Annotated in this window: 23 protein-coding genes and 1 pseudogene; 16 read left to right on the top strand and 8 right to left on the bottom strand. The window is 61.8% G+C overall.

Annotated features, from left to right (window positions below; genetic code table 11):
• Window positions 1-6 precede the first annotated feature (6 nt).
• Window positions 7-552 (top strand): CGNR zinc finger domain-containing protein, encoded by a 546-nt coding sequence (locus tag AC2444_RS06050; protein WP_012756852.1) that lies wholly within the window; start codon window positions 7-9, stop codon window positions 550-552.
• Entirely contained in the window at window positions 549-1052 is a 504-nt protein-coding gene (locus AC2444_RS06045) for a hypothetical protein (RefSeq protein WP_012756851.1), read from the top strand. Before AC2444_RS06050 ends, AC2444_RS06045 begins: the two co-directional genes overlap by 4 nt.
• A gap of 84 nt (window positions 1053-1136) precedes the next feature.
• On the opposite strand, the gene ndk is transcribed toward AC2444_RS06045, so the two are convergent.
• Window positions 1137-1559, bottom strand: coding sequence for a nucleoside-diphosphate kinase (gene ndk, locus AC2444_RS06040; protein WP_003547097.1), 423 nt, complete (start codon window positions 1557-1559; stop codon window positions 1137-1139).
• 81 nt (window positions 1560-1640) lie between these two features.
• A complete protein-coding gene (locus tag AC2444_RS06035) occupies window positions 1641-2330 on the bottom strand; it encodes a glutathione S-transferase family protein (RefSeq protein WP_012756850.1) in 690 nt (229 codons plus the stop codon).
• Window positions 2331-2469: 139 nt separating this feature from the next.
• On the opposite strand from AC2444_RS06035, the gene AC2444_RS06030 reads away from it, so the two are divergent.
• From AC2444_RS06030 to AC2444_RS06000, 7 genes and pseudogenes are all read left to right on the top strand, one after another.
• Entirely contained in the window at window positions 2470-2979 is a 510-nt protein-coding gene (locus tag AC2444_RS06030) for a DinB family protein (protein ID WP_012756849.1), read from the top strand.
• Window positions 2980-3122: 143 nt separating this feature from the next.
• A complete protein-coding gene (locus AC2444_RS06025) occupies window positions 3123-4172 on the top strand; it encodes a GGDEF domain-containing protein (RefSeq protein ID WP_012756848.1) in 1050 nt (349 codons plus the stop codon).
• Window positions 4173-4274: 102 nt separating this feature from the next.
• Window positions 4275-6154, top strand: a pseudogene (locus tag AC2444_RS06020) (ABC-F family ATP-binding cassette domain-containing protein).
• A 241-nt stretch (window positions 6155-6395) separates the two neighbouring features.
• On the top strand, window positions 6396-7241 hold the full coding sequence (locus AC2444_RS06015; RefSeq protein WP_012756846.1) for a polysaccharide deacetylase family protein: 846 nt from the start codon (window positions 6396-6398) through the stop codon (window positions 7239-7241).
• A gap of 68 nt (window positions 7242-7309) precedes the next feature.
• Complete coding sequence (locus AC2444_RS06010) at window positions 7310-9352, top strand: prolyl oligopeptidase family serine peptidase (RefSeq protein ID WP_012756845.1); 2043 nt, start codon at window positions 7310-7312, stop codon at window positions 9350-9352.
• 86 nt (window positions 9353-9438) lie between these two features.
• Window positions 9439-10365, top strand: coding sequence for a Gfo/Idh/MocA family protein (locus tag AC2444_RS06005; RefSeq protein WP_012756844.1), 927 nt, complete (start codon window positions 9439-9441; stop codon window positions 10363-10365).
• A 72-nt stretch (window positions 10366-10437) separates the two neighbouring features.
• Window positions 10438-10941, top strand: coding sequence for a hypothetical protein (locus tag AC2444_RS06000; protein ID WP_012756843.1), 504 nt, complete (start codon window positions 10438-10440; stop codon window positions 10939-10941).
• 115 nt (window positions 10942-11056) lie between these two features.
• On the opposite strand, the gene AC2444_RS05995 is transcribed toward AC2444_RS06000, so the two are convergent.
• Window positions 11057-11506 carry a DNA polymerase III subunit chi gene (locus tag AC2444_RS05995; protein ID WP_012756842.1) on the bottom strand — a complete coding sequence of 150 codons (450 nt, stop codon included), beginning with the start codon at window positions 11504-11506 and terminating at the stop codon, window positions 11057-11059.
• The gene (locus AC2444_RS05990) at window positions 11506-12996 is read right to left on the bottom strand and encodes a leucyl aminopeptidase (protein WP_012756841.1); all 1491 of its coding nucleotides are present in this window, start codon (window positions 12994-12996) and stop codon (window positions 11506-11508) included. Before AC2444_RS05990 ends, AC2444_RS05995 begins: the two co-directional genes overlap by 1 nt.
• Window positions 12997-13140: 144 nt before the next feature.
• On the opposite strand from AC2444_RS05990, the gene AC2444_RS05985 reads away from it, so the two are divergent.
• The 7 genes from AC2444_RS05985 (at window position 13141) to rsmA (ending at window position 21602) form a co-directional block, all read left to right on the top strand.
• Window positions 13141-13914, top strand: coding sequence for a phosphatase PAP2 family protein (locus tag AC2444_RS05985; protein ID WP_012756840.1), 774 nt, complete (start codon window positions 13141-13143; stop codon window positions 13912-13914).
• Window positions 13915-14014: 100 nt separating this feature from the next.
• Complete coding sequence (gene lptF / locus AC2444_RS05980) at window positions 14015-15196, top strand: LPS export ABC transporter permease LptF (RefSeq protein ID WP_012756839.1); 1182 nt, start codon at window positions 14015-14017, stop codon at window positions 15194-15196.
• Window positions 15193-16281 carry an LPS export ABC transporter permease LptG gene (gene lptG, locus AC2444_RS05975; protein WP_012756838.1) on the top strand — a complete coding sequence of 363 codons (1089 nt, stop codon included), beginning with the start codon at window positions 15193-15195 and terminating at the stop codon, window positions 16279-16281. The genes lptF and lptG overlap by 4 nt, the downstream gene beginning before the upstream one ends.
• Window positions 16281-18611 (top strand): LPS-assembly protein LptD, encoded by a 2331-nt coding sequence (locus AC2444_RS05970; protein WP_012756837.1) that lies wholly within the window; start codon window positions 16281-16283, stop codon window positions 18609-18611. Before lptG ends, AC2444_RS05970 begins: the two co-directional genes overlap by 1 nt.
• A 184-nt stretch (window positions 18612-18795) precedes the next feature.
• The gene (locus tag AC2444_RS05965; RefSeq protein WP_012756836.1) at window positions 18796-19740 is read left to right on the top strand and encodes a SurA N-terminal domain-containing protein; all 945 of its coding nucleotides are present in this window, start codon (window positions 18796-18798) and stop codon (window positions 19738-19740) included.
• Window positions 19741-19746: 6 nt separating this feature from the next.
• Window positions 19747-20775 carry a 4-hydroxythreonine-4-phosphate dehydrogenase PdxA gene (gene pdxA, locus AC2444_RS05960; protein WP_012756835.1) on the top strand — a complete coding sequence of 343 codons (1029 nt, stop codon included), beginning with the start codon at window positions 19747-19749 and terminating at the stop codon, window positions 20773-20775.
• Window positions 20775-21602 carry a 16S rRNA (adenine(1518)-N(6)/adenine(1519)-N(6))-dimethyltransferase RsmA gene (gene rsmA, locus AC2444_RS05955; RefSeq protein ID WP_012756834.1) on the top strand — a complete coding sequence of 276 codons (828 nt, stop codon included), beginning with the start codon at window positions 20775-20777 and terminating at the stop codon, window positions 21600-21602. Before pdxA ends, rsmA begins: the two co-directional genes overlap by 1 nt.
• Before the next feature lie 44 nt (window positions 21603-21646).
• Here the strand turns inward: rsmA and gmk are convergent, their stop codons facing one another.
• The 4 genes from gmk to fabF all read right to left on the bottom strand — a co-directional run bounded on the left by gmk (window position 21647) and on the right by fabF (window position 25882).
• Window positions 21647-22309 carry a guanylate kinase gene (gmk, locus tag AC2444_RS05950; RefSeq protein ID WP_003547062.1) on the bottom strand — a complete coding sequence of 221 codons (663 nt, stop codon included), beginning with the start codon at window positions 22307-22309 and terminating at the stop codon, window positions 21647-21649.
• Between the two features lie 3 nt (window positions 22310-22312).
• Entirely contained in the window at window positions 22313-23200 is an 888-nt protein-coding gene (locus tag AC2444_RS05945) for a YicC/YloC family endoribonuclease (RefSeq protein ID WP_012756833.1), read from the bottom strand.
• 18 nt (window positions 23201-23218) lie between these two features.
• Window positions 23219-24436: an endolytic transglycosylase MltG gene (gene mltG, locus AC2444_RS05940; RefSeq protein WP_012756832.1), complete on the bottom strand. Its 1218-nt coding sequence runs from the start codon at window positions 24434-24436 to the stop codon at window positions 23219-23221.
• A 183-nt stretch (window positions 24437-24619) separates the two neighbouring features.
• Complete coding sequence (gene fabF / locus AC2444_RS05935) at window positions 24620-25882, bottom strand: beta-ketoacyl-ACP synthase II (RefSeq protein WP_003558188.1); 1263 nt, start codon at window positions 25880-25882, stop codon at window positions 24620-24622.
• Between the last annotated feature and the right edge of the window lie 7 nt (window positions 25883-25889).

The following is a 25889-nucleotide window of genomic DNA, read 5'->3' as shown; positions in this document are numbered from 1 at the left end:
TTCATCATGAGCTTTTCCTGGACCCCTCACCGCTTTGCCGGCGGCGCACTGGCGCTCGATGTCGTCAACAGCGTCGTTTTGCGCCACGATGCAGTTCGGCGGATCGACCGCTTCGCAGTCAGGGACCAGATGCAGAGCTTTCCAAACGCTGCGGCCGAATTCTGCGCCGAACGCGCCCTTTTCGGCAACATCGCACCGGTGGCGGCGGAAAACGAAGCGGATTTCATCGTGCTGCGGGAAGCGATCGACCTCTATTTCCGCGAGCGTATACTGAATGGCGGCGACGACCAATTGCTGGCCAGGCTGCTGGAAGCGCTGGCGAAGGCGTTGCGCGACGCAAGCCCCGGCAGCCTGGCCGCGGCAACCGCCCATTCGGCACTGCGGCTGATCGCTATGCCCGATCCCCAGCGCATGAAGATCTGCGGCAATTGCGGCTGGCTGTTCATCGACCGCAGCAAGAACAGAAGCCGGGCCTGGTGCGACATGGCGGTCTGCGGCAACCGCGCCAAGGCGAACCGTCACTATCGCCGCAAGAAGGAGGAGACGCCATGAGAAAGCATTGGATCGTGATGGCGGCGGTGGCCGGGCTGATGCTGTCAGCCTGCCAGCGCCAGGCTGAAAACCTGGTCGAGGTCACCGGCCATCTCTTTGTCTTCAACTATCGGGTGGCGAGCGCCACCTATCTGCTGACGCTGAAGAAGACAGGGCCCATCCCCGACGGTTCGGTCATCATCGCCGAATTTGAAAATCCTGAAGGAGGCGATCCGCTGGTGCTGAACCAGAAAATCTACCCGATCGACGACAAGATCGCGCTGCAGAGCGAAAAACTGCACTGCGTGCGCAAGGACCGCCCCTATTCCGTGAGTGTCCGGCTGGTCGACAAGGACGGCAAGGTGCTGCAGGAATTGAAGACGCAGTTCCGGTCCGACCTCGACCAGACCGTCCTGCCGAGCAAGCCGCTCGTCCTCGGCGCGCTTTATGACAAGAACCCGGAGGTCTTCAAGCCTGATGGCAGCGTCGATTTCTCGAACACCGACAAATGCCCGGCATAGAAAAATGCATGGAAAAAGCCGGAGCAAGGCCCCGGCTTTCGAGAGTCAATTCAAAGCATTGCCGGCGAATGCCGAAGCGTGGCCTCAGCCGACGATTTCCGTATCGGAGAACCAGTACTTGATTTCCTGGGCAGCCGTCTCCGGAGCATCCGAGCCGTGAACGGAATTTTCGCCGATCGACAGAGCATGAACCTTGCGGATCGTGCCTTCGTCAGCGTTTGCCGGGTTGGTGGCACCCATGATCTCGCGGTTCTTGAGGATCGCGCCTTCGCCTTCCAGCACCTGGACGATGGTCGGGCCGGAGGTCATGCCTTCGACCAGTTCGCCGAAGAAGGGACGGTCCTTGTGAACGGCGTAGAAGCCTTCGGCTTCGCGACGGCTCATCCAGACGCGCTTGGAAGCGACGACACGCAGGCCGGCATCTTCGAGCATCTTGGTGATGGCGCCCGTCAGGTTGCGCTTCGTTGCGTCCGGCTTGATCATCGAGAAGGTGCGTTCAATCGCCATAGTCAAATCCTCTGTTTTCTCGGGAAAAGTGGGCGGTCTTTACCCGCCCCAACGCCCGAAAACAAGAGGTGGGCGGCAATTTCACGCCGCTGTCACAGTCCTGCCGCGGCTTTGGTGAAGATCGAGGCAGCGTTCGAACCAGGCCATGACGGGATCGTCGGTGGCTAGCATGGCGAGACCGGCGGAGACACGCAGCCATTGCAGCGCGCCGAAGACGATATAGTCGGCAAAGAGCGGCGTTTGCCCGCCGATGAAGGGCTGAAACTTCAGCATGTGCCGTAGCGGCTCCAGCTTGGCGCCGAAGGCGGCCTTCTCCGCCTCGCTGTCGGCGGCAACCACTTCCAACGGCTTGCCAAGCCGAGCCTCCCGGCTTTGACGGAAATAGGCCTTGTCTTCCTCGTCGAGGTTCGCATGGATATCGAGAAGGGCGATGCGCATGATCGCCGGATGGATGATCATTTGCGAATAGCCTTCCACCATCCTCGACAGAGACTTGCCGCCTTCGCCGTTGAACAGTGACGGCCGCTCGGGATAGGCCTCCTCCAGATAGAGGGCGATGTCGAAACTGTCGGGGATCAGCCGGCCATTGTCGTCGAGAACGGGCACGATCGACGAGACGCCGCCGCCGATCGCGCGGATGGGGGCGTAGGTCGTCGGAATCTCCTCGAAATCGAGCCCCTTATGCGCAAGCGCCATCACCGCCTTCCAGCAATGGGGCGAAAAGAAGCGCTGCTCGTCAGCGCCGCAGAGGGAATAGAGGGCTCTGGTCATGACAGTCCTTTCGAGATCGTAGCTCCATCCATTCCACGACAGAAAGCGGCTGCGATCAAATCAGGAAATTTCATGGGCGCATCACTGCGATTTCCGGGGAAAAGGGCTAGACTGCCGCGACCAATCCGGGAGGGTCTGAATGCTAAGACATTACAGGATGTTCGCCGCCTATAATCGTTGGGCCAACACGCAAGTTTATGCGGCTGCGGCCGAACTCAGCGACGCGGAATTCCGCAGCGACCACGGCGCTTTTTTCGGCTCGCTGCATCGCACGCTCAATCATCTGATCGTCGCCGACCGGATATGGATGAAGCGCTTCAGCGGTGCCGGCGAGGCACCGACGACACTCGATGCCCTGCTCTTCGAAGAACTGGATGCGCTTGCTGCCGCGCGCAAAGCCGAGGACGAGCGTATCATTGCCTGGATGGACACGCTGGACGAGGCAGCCCTTGCCGCCGACTTCACCTATGTGCCGGTGACGCAACCGGGCGAATTCACCCAGCCGCTGGCGCCAGCGCTCGCGCATCTCTTCAACCACCAGACCCATCATCGCGGCCAGTGCCACATGACGCTGACGGCGCTGGGCAAGCCGAGCCTCACGTTGGATCTCATCTACTTCCTCCGTAGCGAGGGCCGCGAGTGGATGTAAGACCTTCACCATCAAGACTGAATTAACCGCCTTCGCCGGTTCCACCCGTGAATCCCAGGCTTCCCGTCGAAAATTCAGCCTCTCTTAAACGCTTGCGGGCATAGCCTGATCTGAGAAATGAGGCCGGGTCGCGAGGGATCGTCATGCAGAATGGAAGCGCAAACGCACTGGTGCCGCGCGAGGCTGCGCGCCCGGCGCCGATGGCGGATATTCAGAAGATCGCCCAGCACATGGCGCGCCTGAACGTTGCGGCGCTCCCGCGCAATTACGAACTCTTTCATGAGGCGATCATCGGGCTCAATGCAGGCCTTGCGCAGGATATTGCAGCACTCGGCCCTCAGCCGCAGCAGCCGATGCTCGACGAACTCGGCCTGAAATACCGGCTCGTCGGCCATTGCGGGCTGGCGGGCGAGACGTCGCGGAACGAGGCGAGCCGGATGCTGCGCGACGTGGCGGATCGGCTTGCCGAAGGGCTGAAGCACAAGAACGCCTTTGCGCGCGCCTGCGGCGCCATCCTGAAATCCGTCTCCGGCCAAGACGACCAGAGCCTTGCCGTCTTCCTCAGCGAGGTCGATTATCTCACTGCCTCGCTTTCGACAGTTCTTGCAGCCGAGATGGAAATCGGCGCGAAGCTGCAGGACGATATCAAGACGCTGGAAACGCTGGAGCGCGGCATTTCGGCGATGCAATCGGCCGCGATCGCCGACAGGATCACCGGGCTTCCAAACCGCATCGCGCTGAACCGGACGATCGCCGATCTCTACAAGCGTGAAGAAGGTGCCGCCGGCAGCGCACTGATCATGGTCGATATCGACAATTTCACCGATCTCAACGACAAATACGGCACCCAGGCAGGCAACAAGCTCCTGAAGAAGCTTGCCGGCCTTTTCAGCAAGTCGGTCAAGAAAAACGATTTCGTCGCCCGCACCGAGGCCGACGAATTCGCCCTGTTGTTTTCCAATGTCGGCATGCAGGATGCGATTGCTATTGCCGAACGGCTGCGCGCCTCCGTCGAGGACAATCTGGTCTTCGCGACATCCGACAAGGCCGATCCCGGCAGGCTCACCATCTCGATCGGCGTGGCGCTCAGCACCGACGCGGCAACACCGGGACAATTGCAGGCCAATGCCCGCGTGGCGCTTCTCGCCGCGCAGTCGAACCCCCGACTGCCGGTGCAGGCTTTCGGCCGCTAGATCCGGCCGGAGGTCCGAAAACCACTCCCGCTTTTGGGCATCATGCTCCAGGACTGACAAGCGCTCTTGCCTTGGCGGGCGCTTTCGGCCAAAACGCCGGCCATGATCACGCTCACCGATATTTCCGCCCGCATCGCCGGGCGCCTGCTCCTCGACAATGCCAGCGTTTCGCTGCCTTCAGGCACGAAGGCGGGACTCGTCGGGCGCAACGGCGCCGGCAAGTCCACGCTTTTTCGCGTCATCACCGGCGATCTCGGTTCGGAGAGCGGAACGGTGTCGATCCCGAAGGCTGCACGCATCGGCCAGGTGGCGCAGGAAGCGCCGGCGACCGAAGACGCGCTGATCGAGATCGTGCTTGCCGCGGACAAGGAACGCACGGCCCTCGTTGCCGAGGCGGAAACGGCAACCGATCCGCACCGCATCGCAGAAATCCAGATGCGCCTTGTCGATATCGACGCGCATTCGGCCGAAGCGCGCGCGGCGAGCATTCTTGCCGGCCTCGGCTTCGACAAGGACGCGCAGGCCCGCCCCGCCTCCTCCTTCTCCGGCGGTTGGCGCATGCGCGTCGCACTTGCCGCCGTGCTGTTTTCCGAGCCGGATCTGCTTCTGCTCGACGAGCCGACCAACTATCTCGACCTCGAAGGCACGCTGTGGCTGGAAGATTATGTCAGGCGCTATCCGCACACTGTCATCATCATCAGCCACGATCGCGACCTTTTGAACAATGCCGTCAATGCGATCGTCCATCTCGACCAGAAGAAGCTCACCTTCTATCGCGGCGGTTACGACCAGTTCGAGCGACAGAAGGCGGAAGCCGACGAGCTGCAGACCAAGGCCAAGGCCAAGAACGACGCGGCGCGCAAACATCTGCAGGGCTTCATCGACCGGTTCAAGGCCAAGGCTTCCAAGGCCCGGCAGGCACAATCGCGCGTCAAGGCGCTGGAACGCATGGGAACGGTTGCCGCGGTGATCGAGGCCCACGTACAGCCGATCACTTTTCCCGAGCCGGAAAAGCAGCCGGCTTCGCCGATCGTCGCGATCCAGAGCGGCGCCGTTGGCTACGAGCCCGGCAATCCGATCCTGAAGAACCTCAATCTGCGCATCGACAATGACGACCGCATCGCCCTGCTCGGCTCGAACGGCAACGGCAAATCGACCTTCGCCAAATTCATCTCCGGCCGGCTGGCGCCGGAAAGCGGTGAAGTGAAGATCGCGCCGAGCCTGAAGATCGGCTTCTTCGCGCAGCACCAGCTCGACGACCTCATTCCCGAGCAATCGCCGGTGGAGCATGTGCGCCGCCTGATGCCCGGTGCGCCGGAAGCCAAGGTGCGCGCCCGCGTCGCCCAGATGGGGCTTGCGACCGAGAAGATGGCGACGGCCGCCAAGGATCTTTCCGGCGGCGAAAAAGCTCGCTTGCTAATGGGGCTTGCCGCCTTCAATGCGCCCAATCTGCTGATCCTCGACGAGCCGACCAACCACCTCGACATCGACAGCCGCCGCGCGCTGATCGAGGCGCTGAACGACTACGAAGGCGCCGTCATCCTGATCTCGCACGATCGCCATCTGATCGAAGCGACCGTCGATCGGCTGTGGCTGGTCAACGGCGGTACGGTGACGACCTTCGAAGGCGATATGGACGAGTATCGCGACCTCATCGTCAGTTCCGGTAAAAAGAAGAAAAGCCGCAGCTGACTGAAGATGCGACGTCGAAGGCCGACCAGCGCAAGCTCAATGCCGAACGCCGCGCCTCGCTAACGCCGCTCAGGAAAAAGATCAACGAAATCGAATCCTTGACGGCGAAGCTGGAGAAACAGATTCAGGCGTTTGATGCGGAACTTGCGGATCCGGCCCTTTACGAAAAGACGCCCGCCAAGGCCGCCGAAAAGGTGAAGCAACGCGGCGAGGCTGCGGCAAGACTCGCTGCTGCCGAGGAAGACTGGCTGATGCTGTCTGCCGAATACGAAGAAGCGATGGCGGGATAGCCACAGGCCTTAGAACAGGATGATTTTAGGCCGGATCGGCCTAAAATCTGAATCCTGTTCTAAATTAAACAGTTGGAGCATGATGTCGTCCGAAAACCGCTGACACTTTTCGGCATCATGCTCTATCGAAAGCGTGGCGAAGTGCCGCACATCAACGCAATTCCGGCCATTATCAACCGATCATTAACCATAATCCGAAAGGTTGTCTCAACATTCGTTACCGATTTGTTGAGCCCTTTCCATGTATCGTTTTTTCATTCTGTCCTGCATGGCCCTCACGGTCGCCCTCTCCGCCTGCAGCACCACCAGACAAGTAGCTCCCGATACCTCGATCAAGACCTCCTCGGTGATCGCGCCCGAGGGACGGGCGCTTGCCTATACCGGCGACGATGCGGCGCCGCGCCTTGCCGGCCCGCACCATCTCGCCGGACGGACGCTGGAGGTCTCCTCGCTCGCCGAGCTCAAGCTGCAGGACAAGGAAGTGATCCTGAGCTTCGACGATGGCCCGATCCCCGGCCGGACCGACAAGGTGCTGGCAATCCTCGACCAGTTCGGCGTCAAGGGCGCCTTCATGATGGTCGGCGAAATGGCCGAGATGCATCCGGCGCTCGCCCGCAAGGTCGCCCAGGACGGCAACACGATCGGCAGTCACACCTATGACCACGCCAACCTCGCTTCGCTGAGTTTCGACGCGGCGATGGCCGAGGTGATCAAGGGCGAATTGACGGTGACCAAGGCGACCGGAACCGATGTCTCCTTCTTCCGCTTCCCCTATCTTGCCGAGAGCCACAGGCTGCGTGCTGCGATCGCCATGCGCGACATGGTGGTCATGGATGTCGACATCGACAGCAAAGACTATTTCACCACGACGCGGGTCTCCGCGACGCAGCGGACGATGAACCTCTTACACAAGCGCGGCCGCGGCATCATCCTGATGCACGACATCCACAAACGCACGGTGGCGATGCTGCCGAGCCTGCTCTCGAGGCTCGAAGCCGAAGGCTACAAGGTGGTGACGCTGAAATTCAAGAAGACTGAGGTGCCGAACACCGTCGTTGCCTCAGCCGATTTCGTGACGATCCGCTAAGGCGGGTTGCCAAGCCCGGGTTGGCTGCCTAGATCAGTGCGACGTCAACGGAAGCCGGCAGGTCAGATATGAACCTTCATCTCGAAACGGACGACGATCCGCGCACCCGCCAGTTCATTGACGAGCACAACCGGGTTTCCGACGCGGCACTGAGAACACCTGAATTCGAGAGGGATCGCGACGCGATCAAGGCGCTGATCGAGCGGCAGGACAGGCTGATCGTTCCGATGCGCCGAGACGAGTGGCTGTTCGATTTCCGGCAGAGCAAGGACAATCCTCTCGGCATCTGGCTCCGCCTGCCGGCAGACCAGCAGCCGCTGCCGGACGCCGCCTGGGAGCCGGTCTTCGATCTCGACGCCTTCTGCGTCAGGGAAGGCAAGCGCTGGAACTGGCGCGGCGCCGTCACCTGCCCATGGGAGCCGACGCGGGTGCTGCTCACGCTTTCGGACGGCGGCTCCGACCTTCTCCGGTTGCTCGAATTCGACGCCGAACCGAAACAGGTCGTCGAGGGCGGCTTCGATACACCGGCCGCGCGATCGCATGCCACCTGGCTGAGCCGCGACGAAATCTGCTATTTCGGTTCCATCGACCGATTTTCGGCGACCCGCTCGGGATGGCCGCGCGTCGGACGGCGATTGAAGCGCGGGCAGCGACCGGAAGATGCCGCCGTCATGTTCGAAGCAGCAGACGAGGACGTCTATGGCTTCAATCTCGTCATCGACCCTGCCTTATCAGGCGCTTCAGCGGATCGCGGATTGATCGATATTTTCGTCGCCGCCCACGAGATCGGCGTCGCGAGCGCTTTCCTGATCGCCGATAACGGCACACAGCGACGCATCGATCTGCCTAAGGAAGCCGATTTCCAGTTCAATCATGATCATTGCCTTTGGCGGGCAAAGACCGATGAGCGCGTTGCGACCGGCAGCCTCGTGCTGCAGCGCTTCGATCCCGCCTCGGAGACGGCCCTGCTCGGGCCGGAGCGGATCCTGTTTGAGCCTGGCGAGGGCCAGTCGATCGCGCAGATGATGCTGATGCAGGAGTGGTGTGTCTTCATCATCTCCGATCGGCTGCGTCCGCGTCTCATGGTGCTAGACCTGACAAGGCCCGATGCCAAACAGCGCGAGATCGCGCTGCCGGCGGACATGCAGACGGCTCATTTCAGGCCGCTTCATGCGGATCTGCATCTTGGCGACGATACGCTCTACATCGTCGGCCAGGGCTTCCTGCAGCCTCCCGTCTGTTACCGCCTCGAGCTGTCGGATCGCAGCAAGCAAGCCGAGCCGATTTTCGTCGCCACGGCGCCGAGCTATTTCGATGCGACCGATATGTCATCCGAACTGCTGGAGGCTGTTTCCGAGGATGGAACGAAGGTTGCTTACCGGCTGGTCCTGCCGAAGCAGTGGACCAAGGGCGCGCTGCCGGTGCTGCTTTACGGCTATGGCGGCTTCGATGTTTCGCTATCGCCGAACTATTCCGGCGTGACGGGACGCTGGCTGGAACAAGGCGGCGCCTATGTGCAGGCCTATATCCGCGGCGGTGGCGAATTCGGGCCCGACTGGTATCGCAGCGCCAAGCGGCAGGGGCGAGACCGGGCGTTTGCCGACTTCGTCGCCATCGCCCGCGATCTCGTCGCCCGCGGCTATACAGTGCCGTCGCGGATCGCCTGCCAGGGCGGCAGCAATGGCGGACTGCTGACCGGCGTGATGCTGACGCGCTATCCCGACGATTTCGGCGCCGTCTGGTGCCAGGTGCCGGTCCTCGACATGACACGTTTCCACCTGTTCAGCGCAGGGCAAGCCTGGATGGACGAATATGGCGACCCGGAGACGCCGGCGGACCGGGACTTCATGCTCGGCTATTCGCCGCTTCACAATGTCGGGCCGGCGACCAAGGTCAGCTATCCGCCGATCTACATCGAAAGCTCCGCCAATGACGACCGCGTGCACCCCTCGCATGCGCGCCGCTTTGCCGCACGGCTGGAGGAAGACGGACACCGGCCGCTCTTCCATGAATTCGGCTCCGGCGGGCATGGCGGCGACGGCAATTCCGAAGAGCGCGCCGCCCGCGCGGCGATGGGTTACAGCTTCCTTCGCCAAACTATCATGCGGTAGAATGGAGGAGGAGAGCTTGTCGGCGCGCCTCTTTCTGATACAAACAGGTCAATAAATCATACTTTTATACAGGCTCGGAAAACACAATGTCTCCTATCAATCTCGCCATCGTCGGCGTCGGCAAGATCGTCCGCGACCAGCACCTTCCCTCCATCGCCAAGAACCCGGATTTCCAGCTCGTCGCCACGGCAAGCCGGCACGGCACGGTCGAAGGCGTCAAGAGTTATACGACGATCGAAGCGATGCTCGACGCCGAGCCGTCGATCGATGCCGTTTCGCTCTGCATGCCGCCGCAATATCGCTACGAGGCAGCCTATAAGGCGCTTGTCGCCGGCAAGCATGTCTTCCTGGAAAAGCCGCCCGGCGCGACGCTGAGCGAAGTGGCCGATCTCGAAGCGCTGGCAAACAAGCAGGGCGCGTCGCTCTTTGCCAGCTGGCATTCGCGCTATGCGCCGGGCGTCGAAGCTGCCAAGGCGTTTCTTGCCTCGACGACGATCAAAAGCGTGCATGTGATCTGGAAGGAGGATGTCCGCCATTGGCATCCGAACCAGGAATGGATCTGGCAGGCCGGCGGCCTCGGCGTTTTCGATCCCGGCATCAACGCACTGTCGATCGTCACCCATATCCTGCCGCGGCCGATCTTCATCACCGAGGCCGTGCTCGAATTTCCCGAGAATCGCGATGCGCCGATCGCGGCTGATATTCACTTCCGCAATGCCGACGGCATGCCGGTTCACGCCGAATTCGACTGGCGCCAGACCGGCAAGCAGAGCTGGGACATCGTCGCGGAGACGGCAGCCGGCCAGATGGTACTCGCCGAGGGCGGTGCCAAGCTTTTGATCGACGGCACGCTGAGGTTCGCCGAGCCGGAGCAGGAATATCCCTCGCTCTACCGTCGCTTCGCCGAAATCATCAAGGCCGGCAAATCGGATGTCGATCTCGCGCCGCTGCGCCACGTCGCCGATGCCTTCATGCTCGGCAAGCGGAAATTCGTCGACGCCTTCCACGACTGAGCGTCGCAATAACGTCATAGAAACCGGCAAGATTTGCCGGCCTATGGCAATAGTGTTCGGGGGCAGCCGCTCATGAGCAATAAAATTGGCCGCAAGGGCCGATTTTTCCGCGTGTTGAAGATTGGCATCCTTGTGGTACCGCTTCTCGGCCTTGCGGCATGTTGGAGCGAACAGGTCGCCATGCCGCCTGATGCACCGGGCCTTTCCCGATCCGAGGAATATTCCTTCGGATCGGCGACCCAGGCAGAGGATTGGCAGGCCACTCGCAGGGTGTTGGGCCAACTGGAAGGGCGGTTCGGAGAGAAGTCCATGCGCATCCTGGCGCGCAATCTCGCCAGCACCACCGAACCGCAGACCATCAAAGCCTATTATGCCGAACGCCTTGTCCATCAAGCCGGCTGGGCGGAAATGCCGGTCAGCACCTTTGCCGACAAGGCGTGGGCATTCGCTTTTGTCAGTCCGAATGGAAAGCATGTTTTGGCAGTCGAGGCGCTCGACGCGTCGGAAAGTGCTGGCGGGATCGTCCCCCTCAACATCCTGACGAACCTCGACGAGGACAAAGGGTCGAAAGGATAACGGCTACCGCCAGCCGGTGAGAGCGAAGCTGGACGGCTTCATGCAGCAATTCAAAGTGTTACAGTGTCCTGGCGCGTCTAAAAAGACGCGCCATGCTCTGGTGTCGGTAAAACGCTCAGGCCTTCTTCTCCCAACGCCCCTCTGACGTCTGCTGCCAATAGGTGAGGTTGTGCCCCTCGCCTTTCAGCTTCTTCCACTGCGCACGGGCGGCCTCCAGTTGCTCCTGGTCATGACCGTCGAACATGAAGACGATGCGCTCATAGGCATCGGCCGGCGGCGGCTCGGCGCCGTCGACGATGAAACGCACGGTCGCCGCATTGGCATTGTCCGGCGTCACCGTCAAAAGCACCGGCTGGCTTTCGGCGAAATCCGCCTCGTCGGTGCCGTGCGGCAGGAAGCTCTCCTCGCGGAAAGTCCACAGATGCTGATCGAGAGCATCACGCCGCGCCGGCTCGCGCGTCTGGACGGCAACGCGCCAGCCGCGCTCGACGCTTTTGTCGATGAGCGGCGGAAGCGCGTCCTCCAGCCTGGTTTCAGTCAGATGATAGAAGAGAACGTCCGTCATCAGGATTCATAATGGGCGCGAACGAGTTCGTCGAGCAGGCGCACGCCGAAGCCGGAACCCCAGGACTGGTTGATCTCGTCCTGCGGCGAGCCCATCGCCGTGCCGGCAATATCGAGATGCGCCCAAGGCGTGTCCTGCACGAACCGCTTGAGGAAATGTGCGGCGGTGATCGAGCCCGCCTGTCGGCCGCCGGTGTTCTTCATATCGGCGAACTTGCTGTCGATCAGCTTGTCGTAATCCCTGCCGAGCGGCATGCGCCAGAGTTTTTCGTTGCTCGACAGGCCGGCTGCCGTCAGTTGGGCGGATAGCTGGTCGTCATTGGAGAACAAGCCGGCATGCACGTTGCCGAGAGCCACGACGATCGCACCAGTCAGCGTGGCGAGATTGATCATGAACTGCGGCTTGAAGCGGTCGTTGCAATACCAGAGCGCATCGCAGAGCACGAGGCGGCCCTCGGCATCGGTGTTGATCACCTCGATCGTCTGGCCGGACATCGAGGTGACGATATCACCAGGACGCTGGGCGTTGCCGTCAGGCATGTTCTCGACCAGGCCGATGATGCCGATGGCGTTGACGGCGGCCTTGCGGGAGGCGAGCACATGCATGAGGCCGGTGACGGCTGCCGCACCGCCCATATCGCCTTTCATATCTTCCATGCCGGCCGCCGGCTTGATCGAAATGCCGCCGGTATCGAAGACGACGCCCTTGCCGATGAAGGCGACGGGACGATCCTTGCCCTTGCCGCCCTTCCACTGCATGACCGCCAGGCGCGGCGGGCGCACGGAGCCCTGGGCGACGCCGAGAAGAGCGCCCATGCCGAGGCGGCGCATTTCGCGCTCCGTCAGGATTTCGACTTCGACGCCGAGCTTTTCCAGTTCCTTCGCCTTGGCGGCGAACTCCACGGGACCGAGCACGTTCGGCGGTTCATTGACGAGGTCACGGGCCAGATTGACGCCGCCGGCGATCGCTTCGGAATCGGAAAACGCCTTCTTGGCACCAGCCGGATCGGCGGTGACGATCGTCACCTTGACGGACTTCGCCGGTTTTTCCTCCTCATCGCCCTTCTTCGTCTTGTAGGTATCGAAGCTATAGGTGCGCAGCAGCATGCCGAGCGCGAAATCGGCGGCTGCCCGCGCGCTGGTCGCGAGGCCAGGCACGTCGATGAAGACGGCGGCCTTGTCGGTGTTCTTGATTCTCGATGCCGCAGCACCGCCGGCCTTCAGCCAGTCATGGGCGGTGAGTTCGGCGGCCTTGCCGAGCCCGATGACGACGATGCGCTCGACGGGCGCGCCCTCGGGGGCGACAATATCGAGCCCGCTCATGGATTTCGCGGAGAATCGGGCGATCCTAGCAGCCTTGACGATCACGCCTGCCGGGTCGACCGTATCGGCGCCGGCAGCGCTGTCGGCCTCCGCAGTCTTCAACAGGATCGCCAGGCCGCCATTGGGCTTTGCCGACTTCGAGAATGAAACTTCCAACTTTGCTGACATGTCTTCTCCGCTGGGATTCTTTGAAATCCGTCCGTCGCGGATAATTTCGCCTTTGGCGGGTCTGTCAATGGCTTGCGACAATTGTTATGGTCGCCCGCAGCCATCAGGGCTCTCATGTTTTCGTCAGTTTCGTAGATATTAGCGTTGACAGTTTTTTCGAAAAATCGATGGCGGGACCTGGCAATCCGCCTGCCGAAAACGACTTTCGGTGCATTCATGCTGCTGTTTTGGACGTGGTGGGCGCTGCTTGCCGTCTTCCGGGCCTTCCCCGCAATAGACATCTATTTTTCCCAGCTTTTTTTCGTGGGCGCAGATTGCGACGCGGCTGCTGCTGCCGGGAGCATCTGCGGCGGCTTTCCCTATCGCGACGTCGCGGCCTTCGACCTGCTGCGCACCCTCTTCTTCCGCCTGCCCTATGTGGTGGCGATCGTGATGGTGTGGAAACTCGTCGAGTGCTACCGGCAGCATGGCGCGACCTTCAACGCTGCGCGGGCGCAAAAGCTCAAAGTCGCGCTCGGAACGCTGCTGATCGGGCCGGTGCTGCTCGTCAATGTCGTCCTGAAGGAACATTGGGGCCGGCCGCGGCCGATACAGACGGATATTTTCGGCGGTGCGCTGCATTTCGCCGAGGCAGGTTCGCTTGCCGGTAAATGCGTTTCGAACTGCTCATTCATCTCAGGCGAGGCTGCAAGCGCCGGCTGGCTCTTCTGCCTTCTGCTCTTCGTTCCGAAATCCCTGCGTTATGCGCTGGCGCCGCCCGTGGCGGCGATCTCGATCCTCACCCCGGCGATGCGGCTATCCTTCGGCGCGCACTACCTTTCCGACGTCGTTCTCGGATGGCTTTCCTCGCTTGTCGTCTTCGCCGCATTGCTGGCGTTAACTGAGTCGCAACAGCATCAAAAAAATTCTGAAATTTGAATGAATTTTTGACACCAGCTTGTCGCAAAAGCGCGACAAAGAGCGTAGAGGGATTCTCCTGCAAAGCCGTTTGGGCGTGCAGGTGCTTTCAAGGGCAGGCATGAAACTACTCGAGACATACATATTGCGGCGCGTCGGCCAGATGTTTCTCGTGGCGCTCCTGCCCGTTCTGGCGATCATTTGGACGACTCAGGTTCTGCAGCGCATCAATCTGGTTACCGACAGCGGCCAGTCGATCGGCTCGTTCGCCAAGCTGGCGACGATGATCCTGCCGTCGATCATTCCCGTCGTGCTGCCCTTCGCTCTCGTTATCGCGATCACCCAGACGCTGACGACGATGAACAATGATTCCGAGCTGACCGTCATCGATGCGGCCGGGGCGCGGCGCAGCGTGCTGATCCGTCCGATCCTGCTGCTTGCCGCCGCCATCAGCGTCTTTTCATTCTTCGTCGACAACGTCGTCGAGCCGCGCGCAAAGACCGTCGTGCGCCAGATGATCGCCGAGACCTATGCTGACCTCCTCTCTTCGGTGATTGAGGAAAAGACCTTCCGCAAGCTCGATGAAGGCCTGTATGTGCAGATCTCGAAGCGGATGGCCGGCCGCATGCTGAAGGGCCTTTTCGTCGCCGACGAGCGCGACCCGGCCTACGAACTGATCTATTATGCGAAGGAAGGCGCCGTCGACGATACGGGCACGACGCTGATCATGCATGAGGGCGAAGTGCACCGCAAAACGCCCGATGGCAACGTCTCAGTCATCAATTTCGATTCCTATTCCTTCGACCTCTCGGACATGACGGAGAATCGCGGTCAGGCGACGCTGCGCGCCAGCGACCGTGACCTGTGGTTCCTGATCAATCCGGATCCGGCCGACAAGGACTATACGATCCGGCCGCAGAGCTACCGCGCCGAACTGCATCGGCGGCTGACCGACTGGATCCTGCCCGTCGTCTTTGCGCTGTTTTCGCTGGCGATCGCCGGCGATGCGCGCTCGCACCGCGAAGCGCGGCTGCATCCGATGGTGAGCGCTCTCGCCTATGCCTTCGCGATGCGATGGGCGGCCTTCTACGCGGCCAATCAGATCGATACCGACCCTGAATATATCGCCGTCCTCTACGCCATCCCGATCGTCAGCAGCATCGTCTCGATCGTCTTCCTCGGCCTGCACAAACGACTGGTCATGCCGTCGTTCATCCGGGACCGGATTTCGTCCTTCTGGAGAGGGATGCAGGAAAGGCTGCTTGCCGTGACCGGCAGGACCGGCGGGGGCGCTGCCCAATGATGTTCGGGACATTGTCGCGTTATTTCTTTCGCCGCTATCTGGTGACGACGGGCTGGTTCCTGATCGGCGTCTCGGCGATCTCCTTCCTCCTCGATTTCAGCGAGACGGCGGGCCGCATGTCCGGCCTCCCCGGCTACACGATCGGCGGCGGCGTCCTGATGACCGCCGTGCGCCTGCCGCTCATCCTGCAGCAGACGGTGCCGTTCATAGCTCTCTTCGTCGGCATGACGGTGCTGATCGGCCTCAACCGCAAATATGAACTCGTCGTCACGCGCGCAGCCGGCATTTCGGTCTGGCAGTTCATGTTCCCCTTCATCGCCGGCTCGCTGGTGCTCGGCCTGTTGACGATGGCGGCGCTGAACCCACTTGCCGCCTGGGGACAGCGCCAGGCGCTGCTGGTCGAATCCGACTGGCGCGGCGAGAACGCGGTTCTGCGCAAGGCACCGCAGATTCCGTGGCTGCGCCAGATCAGCGGCCGGGACGATGTCATCATCGGCGCCCAAACGGTCCAAGAGAGCGGAACCAAGCTGATCGACGCGGTGCTGATCCATTTCGATTCAAGCGGTCAGGTCATTCTGAGACAGGACGCCGCCACGGCAAAGTTGGAAGATGGTTACTGGCAACTTAACAATGTTGTCGAGCGCAAGCCTGGCGAAATCCCCGTGCGTAAAGCTTCGGTTCAACTTCGCACCAATCTGAAACAGGACTTTGTCCAGGAGCGGCTGACAGCGCCGGAAACAATTGGTTTCTTTGACCTTTCCAACCGGATTGCGGCGGCCAAATCCTTCGGCATCTCGACCAAGGCGCTGGAGACGCAATTCAACTCCCTGTTGTCCCAGCCATTGCTGCTGGTGGCCATGACTTTCATAGCCGCAACAGTGTCCCTAAAATTTAGCCGGTTCAACCAATCCCGCTCCGTGATTCTGGGTGGCATCCTTTCGGGCTTCATGCTTTATGTCATCACCGTGCTTGTAAAGGCATTCGGAAGCAGTGGAGTTGTGCCCCCCTTCGTGGCGACGTGGATACCGGTGGTCGTCGCGCTGGCCTTGGGTGCGACTATTCTGCTTCATCAGGAGGACGGCTAGTGGCGGCAGGCGACCGCAAGTATTTTATTAGTAAACAGCTGGTTGCCCTGCTTGTCGGCGCGACTCTATGTTCCTATTTCGGCAGCGTCCCGGCCTCTTACGGCCAGGCCAGCGCGCCTGAACAAAATATCGAGACGAAGATCCCCGAAGGGGCCAAGCTTCTGCTTTCGGCCAATGAACTGGTCTATAACCGTGACGCCGATCTGGTGTCGGCGGTCGGCGGCGTGCAGATCAACTATGGCGGCTATAAAATGGTCGCGCAGAAGGTCGAGTACAATCAGAAGACCGGCCGGATGATGGCGCTTGGCAATGTCGAGCTGGTCAGCCCGGACGGCAACCGTATCTATGCCGACAACCTTGATGTGACCGACAATTTTGCCGACGGGTTCCTGAACTCGTTGCGCATCGAGACCGCCGACAATACCCGCATCGTCGCCGAAAGCGGCGAGCGCGTCGGCGGCACGAAGATGATTCTCAACAAGGGCGTCTACACGGCCTGCCTTCCCTGCGCCGAAGATCCGAAGCGCGCGCCCTTCTGGCAGGTCAAGGCCCAGCGGGTGATCCAGAACGGCGAGACGCATACGATCCGTCTGGAGAGAGCGCGCTTCGAGTTGCTCGGCCATCCGATCGCCTTCCTGCCGTTCATCGAAGTTCCCGACAATACGGTGAAGCGCAAGTCGGGCTTTCTCTTCCCGACGATGAGCCTGTCGCAAAATCTCGGCTTCGGTCTTTCCGTTCCTTATTATTATGTGATCTCGCCGAGCATGGACGCGACGGTCACCGCGACGGGCTACACGGCCCAGGGCTTCCTCATCGAAGGCGAATTCCGCCAGCGCTTCGAAAATGGCACACATATCCTGCGCGTTGCCGGCATCGACCAGGCAAAGCCGGGCAATTTCAGCTCCGGCACCACCGATGCCGAAGCTGAGCAGCGTGGCATGGTGGCATCGAAGGCCGAATTCCGCATCAATCCGCGCTGGACGTTCGGCTGGGACGTCATGATGCAGAGCGACAACAATTTCTCGAAAACGTACAAGCTGCGCGGCCTGACCGGTACCGATCGTACCAACCAGATCTACCTGACAGGGCTCGGGAAACGCAATTATTTCGACATGCGGGCGTTCTATTTCGACGTCCAGGATGCCGACCGGACGAATACCGCCGAAAAGCAGCAGGCGATCGTCTATCCGTCGCTCGACTATCACTATGTGGCGCCGCAGCCGCTTGCCGGCGGCGAGCTTTCGGCGGATGTCAACCTGACGAATATTTCGCGCACCCATGACGACTTCTATACCGTCGACGGCTTCGACCGCTTCCGCGGCCTGAAGGGCCAGACCTCGCGGCTGACTGCCGAGCTGCAATGGAAGCGCACCTATGTCACGCCGACCGGCCTGGTGATCACGCCGCTGCTGGCTGCGCGCGGCGATGCCTTCGCGCTGAATATGGATGATCCCACCGGCTACACCGGCAACTATGTCGACGGCAATTCCGCCACCCGCTCGATGTTCACGGCCGGACTGGAGATGCGTTATCCGATACTGATGACGACCGACAATAGCACCCATATCCTCGAGCCGATCGCACAGATCTATGCCCGCCCCGACGAGCAGCTCGCAGGGCGCCTGCCGAACGAGGATGCGCAGAGCTTCGTCTTCGACGCCACCTCGCTGTTCGACCGTGACAAGTTCTCGGGCTACGACCGGATCGAAGGCGGTACCCGCGCCAATGTCGGTATCCAGTACACCGGTACATTCGACAGCGGCTACAAGCTGCACGGCATCTTCGGCCAATCCTATCAGATCGCCGGCCAGAATTCGTTTGCGACCGATGACCTCGTCAATGTCGGTGCGGATTCGGGCCTTGAAACCGACCGCTCCGATTATGTCGGCCTTGGCGGCGTCGAAACACCGTACGGCGTTTCCGTCGCGGCCTCCTACCGCCTCGACGAGAAGGACTTCGAATTCCGCCGCGGCGACCTGACGACGGCCTACCAGAACGACACCTTCTCGACGCAGCTGACCTACACCCATCTCAGCGCTCAGCCGGCATATGGCTTCGCCGAGGACAATGACGAGATCCAGACCAACAGCAGGGTCAAGTTCAAGGATTACTGGTCGATCTTCGGCGGCATTGCCTGGGATCTGAACAATGATGTGATCAGCCGCCGGACGCTCGGCCTCTCTTATGAAGACGAATGCACGATCTTCACGATCGCCTATACGGACAGCAGGGATTCCGACGACGAGACGGCAAGCGACTGGACGATCGGCGCTCGACTGACCTTCCGCACGCTCGGCGACATCAAGATCGGCTCCGACACCCTGGAATGACGGGCGGACGGCGCAAAGATGGGCTGAAGCCATTCTTTCGCCGTAAGCCTATGCAGGACATTGCCGCCAGTCGATATCTGAGGCATAGGGGTTTCGCGCCGTGACGGAAGCGATTTCCGCGTGTCTCGCACTGTGGTAAGAACGCCGCGAACAACGTCTCGCGACGCTATCGGGAGGTCAACAGATGATTGACGCGAAAAAAGCCATAACCAAGTTCCTCGCCGGGGCAGCGCTTGCATTGCTGACAGGCTTTGCCGGTTCAGCGCTTGCGGCCAGTGAAGTCAAGGCCGTGGTGAACGGCACGGCCATCACCAGCGGCGATGTCGCCAAGCGTCAGGCCTTCCTGCGCCTGCAGCATACGAAGGCCGATGCCAAGGCCGCCGAGGAGCAATTGATCGACGAGGCGCTCAAGCGGCAGGAAGTCACCCGCGTCCATATGTCGGTTTCGCAGCAGGACGTCGATGCGTCTTTCGCGCGTTTTTCGAGCGGCAACAAGCTGTCCCCTGAGCAGATGTCGCAGATCCTCGATCGCGCCGGCGTCGGCGTCGATCATTTCAAGGGTTTCATCGCCGTGCAGATGAGCTGGCCGCGTGTCGTCAACGCCCGCTACGGCTCGACCTCACGGCTGTCGAACTATGATCTCGTCTCGCGCATGATGCAGAACAACAAGCAGAAGCCGGTGACGACGGAATATATGCTGCAGCAGGTCATCTTCGTCATTCCGCAAGCCAAGCGCGGCGCCATCACCGGCAAGCGCAAGGGCGAGGCCGAGGCGTCGCGCTCCAAATTTCCGGGCTGCGATCAGGCAAAGGTGTTTGCTGCGACGATGCGCGACGTTTCCGTGCGCGATCTCGGCCGCATGCTCGCCCCCGAGATCCCGCCGGATTGGAAGCCGCTGGTCGAGCAGGCCAAGGGCAACACGACAGGGACCCGCGTCACCGACAAGGGCGTCGAATATCTGGCAATCTGCAGCCAGCGGCAGGTCTCCGACGACCAGGCCGCCGAGATGGTTTTCCGCCAGGAAGATCTCGACAAGTCCAAGGGTGGCAAGGACGCCAGCCCGGAAAACGAAAACAGCAAGAAATACCTGGATGAACTGCGCAAAAAGGCGCAGATCGCCTATCGCTGACCGACAATGGCGATACCGTTTTCGCGACCGCTTGCGCTGAGCCAGGGCGACCCCGCCGGCATCGGGCCGGATATTACTTTGACGGCCTGGCTGAGGCGGCGTGAACTCGGGCTGCCACCTTTCTTCCTGATCGGCGACCCCGATGTTCTGGCGCTGAGAGCCCGCCAGCTCAATCTGGCGGTTTCGATTCGCGAGACCGATAAAGCCAGCGAAGCCGCTGGGATATTTGCCGACGCGCTGCCCGTCATGACCATACCTGCTGGTATCGAGGTCGTGGCCGGCGAACCGCATGAGGCGACCGCGAAAGGCACGATCGCGTCGATCGAGAAAGCCGTGTCGCTTGTCATCAGCGGCGAAGCGCTCGCGGTCGTCACCAATCCGATCGCCAAGGCCGTGCTTTACGAGGCAGGTTTCCGGTTTCCCGGCCATACCGAATTTCTCGCCGATCTCGCCGCCAGGGCGACCGGCCGGCCGGTGACACCTGTCATGATGCTGTCCGGACCGAAGCTCCGGGCCATACCCGTCACCATCCACATTCCGATCCGGGACGTGCCGGCGGCGCTGACGGGCGAACTGATCATGGAAACCTGCCGGATCGCCCATGAAGACCTGAAGCAGCGCTTCGGCATCGAGGCACCGCGGCTCGCCGTTGCCGGCCTCAACCCGCATGCGGGCGAAGGCGGAGCGATCGGCACGGAGGACGAAGACGTCATCCGCCCGGCGATCGAGCGCCTGCGCGACGAGGGCATCGATGCGATCGGCCCCCTGCCCGCCGATACGATGTTTCATGACGAGGCGCGGTCGCGATACGACGTCGCCATCTGCATGTATCACGATCAGGCGTTGATTCCGGCCAAGGCACTTGGTTTCGACGACAGCGTCAACGTGACGCTCGGGCTTCCCTTCGTGCGCACCTCGCCGGATCACGGCACCGCTTTCGGCATTGCCGGCAAGGGACTGGCGCGCGAGCACAGCCTCGTCGCAGCGCTGAAGCTCGCCGCGCAACTCGGCCGCAGTGTGGAAAGCCGTCGCTGATGGCACCACTCGATGGCCTGCCGCCGCTTCGCGACGTCATCCAGCGTCACGGCCTCGATGCGCGCAAGGCGCTCGGGCAGAATTTCCTGCTCGACCTCAACCTGACGCAGAAGATCGCCCGCACGGCGGGCACACTCGATGAGGCGACCATCGTTGAGGTCGGCCCCGGCCCTGGCGGATTGACGCGGGCGATCCTGGCGCTCGGCGCCAGAAAGGTCATCGCCATCGAGCGGGATCCCCGCTGCCTGCCGGCACTCGCCGAGATCGCCGATCATTATCCCGGCCGGCTGGAGGTGATCGAAGGCGATGCGCTGAAGATTGATTTCGAGACCTTGGTCCCGGAAGGCCCGGTCAAGATCATCGCCAACCTGCCCTACAATGTCGGCACGCAGTTGCTGGTCAATTGGCTGCTGCCGAAAGCCTGGCCGCCGTTCTGGCAGTCGCTGACGCTGATGTTTCAGAAGGAAGTCGGCGAGCGTATCGTCGCCAACGAAGACGATGACCATTACGGCCGCCTGGGCGTGCTCTGCGGCTGGCGGACGGAGGCACGCATGGCCTTCGACGTGCCGCCGCAAGCCTTCACGCCGCCGCCGAAAGTGACGTCGACGGTCGTGCATCTCATACCCCGCGACACCCCCATCCCCTGCGCCGTCGCCAACCTGGAAAAGGTGACGCAGGCCGCCTTCGGCCAGCGCCGCAAGATGCTCCGTCAAAGCCTGAAACCGCTCGGCGGCGAGAGCCTGCTCGTCAAGGCCGGGATCGATCCGGCGCGGCGGGCTGAAACCTTGTCCGTCGAGGAATTCTGCCTTCTCGCGAACAGCCTGTAGGGCAACTCCAGCGAGGTGCGAAGCGGTTTTCCCAGGAGTTTACTCTAAAGCGACGGCGTCTCTTCCAGCAACTCGCGGACGAAGTCGAACATGCCGTGGCGGCGGTCGCGACGCAGGCGTTCGGCCTTGACGATCGACTGGACGGCGTCGAGGGCGGCGTTGAGATCGTCATTGACGATGACATAGTCGTATTCGCGCCAGTGGGCGATCTCGGCGCGGCTGTTGGCGAGGCGCGTCTGGATGACCTCCTCGGAATCCTCGGCACGGCGATGCAGCCGCGACTGAAGCTCGGTCATGGTCGGCGGCAGCACGAAGATCGAGACGACGTCGGCCGACATCTTCTCCTGCAATTGCTGGGCGCCCTGCCAATCGATGTCGAAGAGCATGTCGCGGCCTTCGCCCATGGCCTGCTCGACCGGCTCGCGCGGCGTGCCGTAGAAATTGCCATGCACCTCGGCCCATTCGAGCAGCGCGTCGCTATCGCGCAGCCGCTCGAACTCGCGCACACTCTTGAAGTGGTAGTGCACATCCTCGACTTCGCTCGGGCGGCGCTGGCGCGTGGTGACGCTGACGGAAAGGCCGATTTGCCTGTCGGTCTCCAGCAGCGTGCGCGCGATGGTGGACTTGCCGGCGCCTGACGGCGACGAGATGACAAGCATCAAACCGCGGCGGGCGATCTGCACGGGCGAGGATTTCGCCGGTTTCATGTCTTACTCCAAATTCTGGACCTGCTCGCGGAACTGGTCGATCACGACTTTCAGCTCGATGCCGGCAGCGGTGACCGCCGAGGCATTCGACTTCGAGCAGATGGTATTCGATTCGCGGTTAAATTCCTGTGCAAGGAAGTCCAGCCGGCGCCCGGCGGGGCCACCTTTCACCAGGAGATCGCGCGCTGCGGCGACATGAGCCTTCAGACGATCGATTTCCTCGCGCAGATCTGCCTTGGTCGCCAGCAGCGCGGCTTCGGCATGCAGCCTGTCGCGGTCGAGCGCGGCCATGCCGTCCATCAACAAGGCGACCTGCGCGGCAAGCCGCGCTGCGATCTCCTGCGCCGAGCGCGAGGGGTCGGCCTCGATCGTCCGTGTCAGGCCTTCGATCGTCGTGACGTGGTCGTGAAGAATGCGGGCCAGCGCCGACCCTTCCTGTTCGCGCATTGCTCTCAGATCGGCAAGCGCGGCCAGCAGGCCGGCAGCGATATCGGCGTCACGGGCGGCAAGCGCCTCCTCGCCATCCTCGCTTTCGCGGAATTCGACGATGCCGCGCACCAGAAGCAGCGTATCGAGCTTCAGCGGCGCCGGATCGATGACACCGTCCAACTGCTCGCGCATGGCCAGCACGGCGGCGAGCGCTTGTCTGTTCAGCACCGCCTCGAAACGGTTCTCGTCGGCGCTGACGGATAGCGATGCCTGCAGGTTGCCACGGCTGAAGCTTTCGCCGGCGAGGCGGCGGACGTCTGCCTCCATGCGTTCGAGGCCGGGCGGCAGGCGCAAGCGCAGGTCGAGGCCCTTGCCGTTGACCGAGCGCAATTCCCATGCCCAGCGCCAGCGGCCGCTCGTTCCCTCGCGCCGCGCAAAACCGGTCATGGACTGCAAAGCCATGCGTGCCTCCCGAAAGTCTCAGTTGATCTTCTTTTTCTTCGGCGGCGCGACGGTCGTGCCACTATCCGCCGGCTGCTCTTCCGGCTGGCCGTCGACTGCGATGTTCGGGTCCGACCCCTTGTCGGCTTCGAGCTTGCGCCAGCGCTTGACGTTGGCATTGTGCTCCTCGAGCGTCGCAGCGAAAACATGGCCACCGGAGCCGTCGGCGACGAAATAGAGGTCCTGCGTCTTCCAGGGATTGGCGACGGCTTCCAGCGCATCCTTGCCGGGATTGGCGATCGGCGTCGGCGGCAGACCCTTGATGACATAGGTGTTGTAAGGTGTATCCCGCTTCAGGTCCGACTGGTAGATCGGCCGGTCGGCCGGTTTGCCCTCGCCGCCGAAGAGGCCGTAGATGATCGTCGGGTCGGACTGCAGGCGCATGCCCTTGCCGAGCCGGTTCAGGAAAACGGAGGCGACGTGGGCTCGCTCGTCGGGAACGCCGGTTTCCTTTTCGACGATCGAGGCGAGTGTCACGAATTCTTCCTTGGACCGCAGCGGCAGCGACGAGTCGCGCTTGTCCCAGATCTGATCGACGAGCTTCTGCTGCGCAGCCGCCATCTGTTCGATGATTTCCGAGCGCTTGGTGCCGCGCGAGAATTTGTAGGTATCCGGACGCAGGCTACCCTCGGTCGGCAATGCCGCCGGCAAGTCGCCTTCCAGCACGGTATCCTGCAGCATGCGGTCGAACATCTGTCGGACCGTCAGTCCCTCAGGGAAGGAAACGGAATAGAGAATGGACTTGCCCGATTTCAGCAGCTCCATGATATCTCTCATGGATGCCCTCGCCTTGATCTCGTATTCACCCGCCTTGAGGCTCTCACCGGCAGAAAGATGCGTTGCCGTGAGATAGCGGAAGATGCGGGCATCGCTGATGATCGCGTTGCGCTCGAGGTTCGAGGCGATTTCGGTCAGACCAGCGCCGTTGCGGACGATAAAATTGGTGTTGGTCTGCAGCGGACCGGGATTCCGATAGGTCGATGTGGCGTAGTAGAAGCCGATGATGGCGACGACACAGACCAGAACCGCCAACGTCATGATGAAGTTCAGGAAAAGAACGACCTGGCCGCGGGCTTTCTTGGACCGCTTCGGCGGCTCCGGAACGCGTTCCGGACGCAGGGCTTCGCTCGGCGACTTCGGGATGATCGGTCCCTTCTGCGCCTGGGTATCGTTGCTCTGGTTCGTCGTATCGCTCACCGGCAATCCTCTAAAACTTGACCCTCACTTCGCTATTTCGCGAAGCAATGCGGCAAAAGCAGGTTCTGCCGCCGTTCAACGACGCCGCTGCCGGTCGTTATGCTTTCGCACGCCCTGCCACGCAACGTAGAGGACGGCCGGCCTGCGGTGCAAGGGAGACCCATTACACCGCTTGCAGGACTCTTATTGCGCGTAACGGCGCAGTACGAGCGACGCGTTCGTGCCGCCGAATCCGAACGAGTTGGACAGCGCCACATTGATTTCCCGCTCACGCGCCTTGTGCGGGACAAGGTCGATCGCCGTCTCACGTTCGGGATTGTCGAGATTGAGCGTCGGCGGCGCGATATTGTCGCGAATGGCGAGCGTGGTGAAGATCGCCTCGATGGCGCCTGCAGCACCGAGAAGGTGTCCTGTCGCCGACTTAGTCGAGGACATGGAGATCTTCGACGCCGCATTGCCGACCAGCCGCTCGACGGCGCCGAGTTCGATCGTGTCGGCCATGGTCGAGGTACCGTGGGCATTGATGTAGTCGATATCGGCCGGCGTCAGCCCGGCGCGCTTCAGCGCCATCGCCATGCAGCGACCGGCGCCCTCGCCGTCTTCGGACGGCGCGGTGATGTGATAGGCATCGCCCGACAGGCCGTAGCCGACGATTTCGGCGTAGATCCTGGCGCCGCGCGCCTTGGCATGTTCCAGTTCCTCAAGCACGACAATGCCGGCACCCTCGCCCATGACGAAGCCGTCGCGGTCGCGATCATAGGGGCGCGACGCTTTCTTCGGGTCGTCATTGTGTTGGGTCGACAGCGCCTTGCAGGCGGCAAAACCTGCAAGCGAAATGCGGCTGACAGGGGATTCCGTGCCGCCGGCGACCATGACGTCGGCATCACCCAGCGCAATCAGCCGCGCTGCATCGCCGATCGCATGCGCACCCGTCGAGCAGGCGGTGACGACCGAATGATTGGGTCCGCGCAGCTTGTGGCGGATCGAGACCTGGCCGGAGACGAGGTTGATCAGGCGGCCGGGAATGAAGAAAGGGGAGATACGGCGCGGGCCCTTGTCGCGCAGGGTGTAACCCGCCTCGACGATGCCTTCGATGCCGCCGATGCCGGAGCCGATCAGCACGCCGGTGGCGATCTGGTCCTCATCGGTTTCAGGATGCCAGCCGGCATCGGCAAGCGCCATGTCGGCGGCGGCCATGCCGTAGATGATGAAGGGATCGACCTTGCGCTGCTCCTTCGGCTCCATCCACTGATCGACATTGAAGGTGCCGTCGGTGCCGTCACCGATAGGAATACGGCAGGCGATCTTGGCGGGAAGGTCATCGACCTCGAATTCGGTGACGAGGCGGGCGCCGTTCTGACCGGCAAGCAGCCGGGACCACGTCACCTCGGTTCCGCATCCCAAGGGTGATACCATGCCGGTACCGGTGATGACGACACGTCTCATCGCGTGC

It is taken from the genome of Rhizobium sp. WSM1328, from assembly GCF_057653715.1.
The sequence above is the reverse complement of the archived record's forward strand: the minus strand, read 5'-3'. Positions and strand labels throughout refer to the sequence as shown.

Coding starts and splice junctions, on each gene's coding strand:
- AC2444_RS06050 (WP_012756852.1), top strand. CDS start 7: ATGAGCTTTTCCTGGACCCCTCACCGCTTTGCCGGCGGCGCACTGGCG.
- AC2444_RS06045 (WP_012756851.1), top strand. CDS start 549: ATGAGAAAGCATTGGATCGTGATGGCGGCGGTGGCCGGGCTGATGCTG.
- ndk (WP_003547097.1), bottom strand. CDS start 1,559: ATGGCGATTGAACGCACCTTCTCGATGATCAAGCCGGACGCAACGAAG.
- AC2444_RS06035 (WP_012756850.1), bottom strand. CDS start 2,330: ATGACCAGAGCCCTCTATTCCCTCTGCGGCGCTGACGAGCAGCGCTTC.
- AC2444_RS06030 (WP_012756849.1), top strand. CDS start 2,470: ATGCTAAGACATTACAGGATGTTCGCCGCCTATAATCGTTGGGCCAAC.
- AC2444_RS06025 (WP_012756848.1), top strand. CDS start 3,123: ATGCAGAATGGAAGCGCAAACGCACTGGTGCCGCGCGAGGCTGCGCGC.
- AC2444_RS06015 (WP_012756846.1), top strand. CDS start 6,396: ATGTATCGTTTTTTCATTCTGTCCTGCATGGCCCTCACGGTCGCCCTC.
- AC2444_RS06010 (WP_012756845.1), top strand. CDS start 7,310: ATGAACCTTCATCTCGAAACGGACGACGATCCGCGCACCCGCCAGTTC.
- AC2444_RS06005 (WP_012756844.1), top strand. CDS start 9,439: ATGTCTCCTATCAATCTCGCCATCGTCGGCGTCGGCAAGATCGTCCGC.
- AC2444_RS06000 (WP_012756843.1), top strand. CDS start 10,438: ATGAGCAATAAAATTGGCCGCAAGGGCCGATTTTTCCGCGTGTTGAAG.
- AC2444_RS05995 (WP_012756842.1), bottom strand. CDS start 11,506: ATGACGGACGTTCTCTTCTATCATCTGACTGAAACCAGGCTGGAGGAC.
- AC2444_RS05990 (WP_012756841.1), bottom strand. CDS start 12,996: ATGTCAGCAAAGTTGGAAGTTTCATTCTCGAAGTCGGCAAAGCCCAAT.
- lptF (WP_012756839.1), top strand. CDS start 14,015: ATGAAACTACTCGAGACATACATATTGCGGCGCGTCGGCCAGATGTTT.
- lptG (WP_012756838.1), top strand. CDS start 15,193: ATGATGTTCGGGACATTGTCGCGTTATTTCTTTCGCCGCTATCTGGTG.
- AC2444_RS05965 (WP_012756836.1), top strand. CDS start 18,796: ATGATTGACGCGAAAAAAGCCATAACCAAGTTCCTCGCCGGGGCAGCG.
- pdxA (WP_012756835.1), top strand. CDS start 19,747: ATGGCGATACCGTTTTCGCGACCGCTTGCGCTGAGCCAGGGCGACCCC.
- rsmA (WP_012756834.1), top strand. CDS start 20,775: ATGGCACCACTCGATGGCCTGCCGCCGCTTCGCGACGTCATCCAGCGT.
- gmk (WP_003547062.1), bottom strand. CDS start 22,309: ATGAAACCGGCGAAATCCTCGCCCGTGCAGATCGCCCGCCGCGGTTTG.
- AC2444_RS05945 (WP_012756833.1), bottom strand. CDS start 23,200: ATGGCTTTGCAGTCCATGACCGGTTTTGCGCGGCGCGAGGGAACGAGC.
- fabF (WP_003558188.1), bottom strand. CDS start 25,882: ATGAGACGTGTCGTCATCACCGGTACCGGCATGGTATCACCCTTGGGA.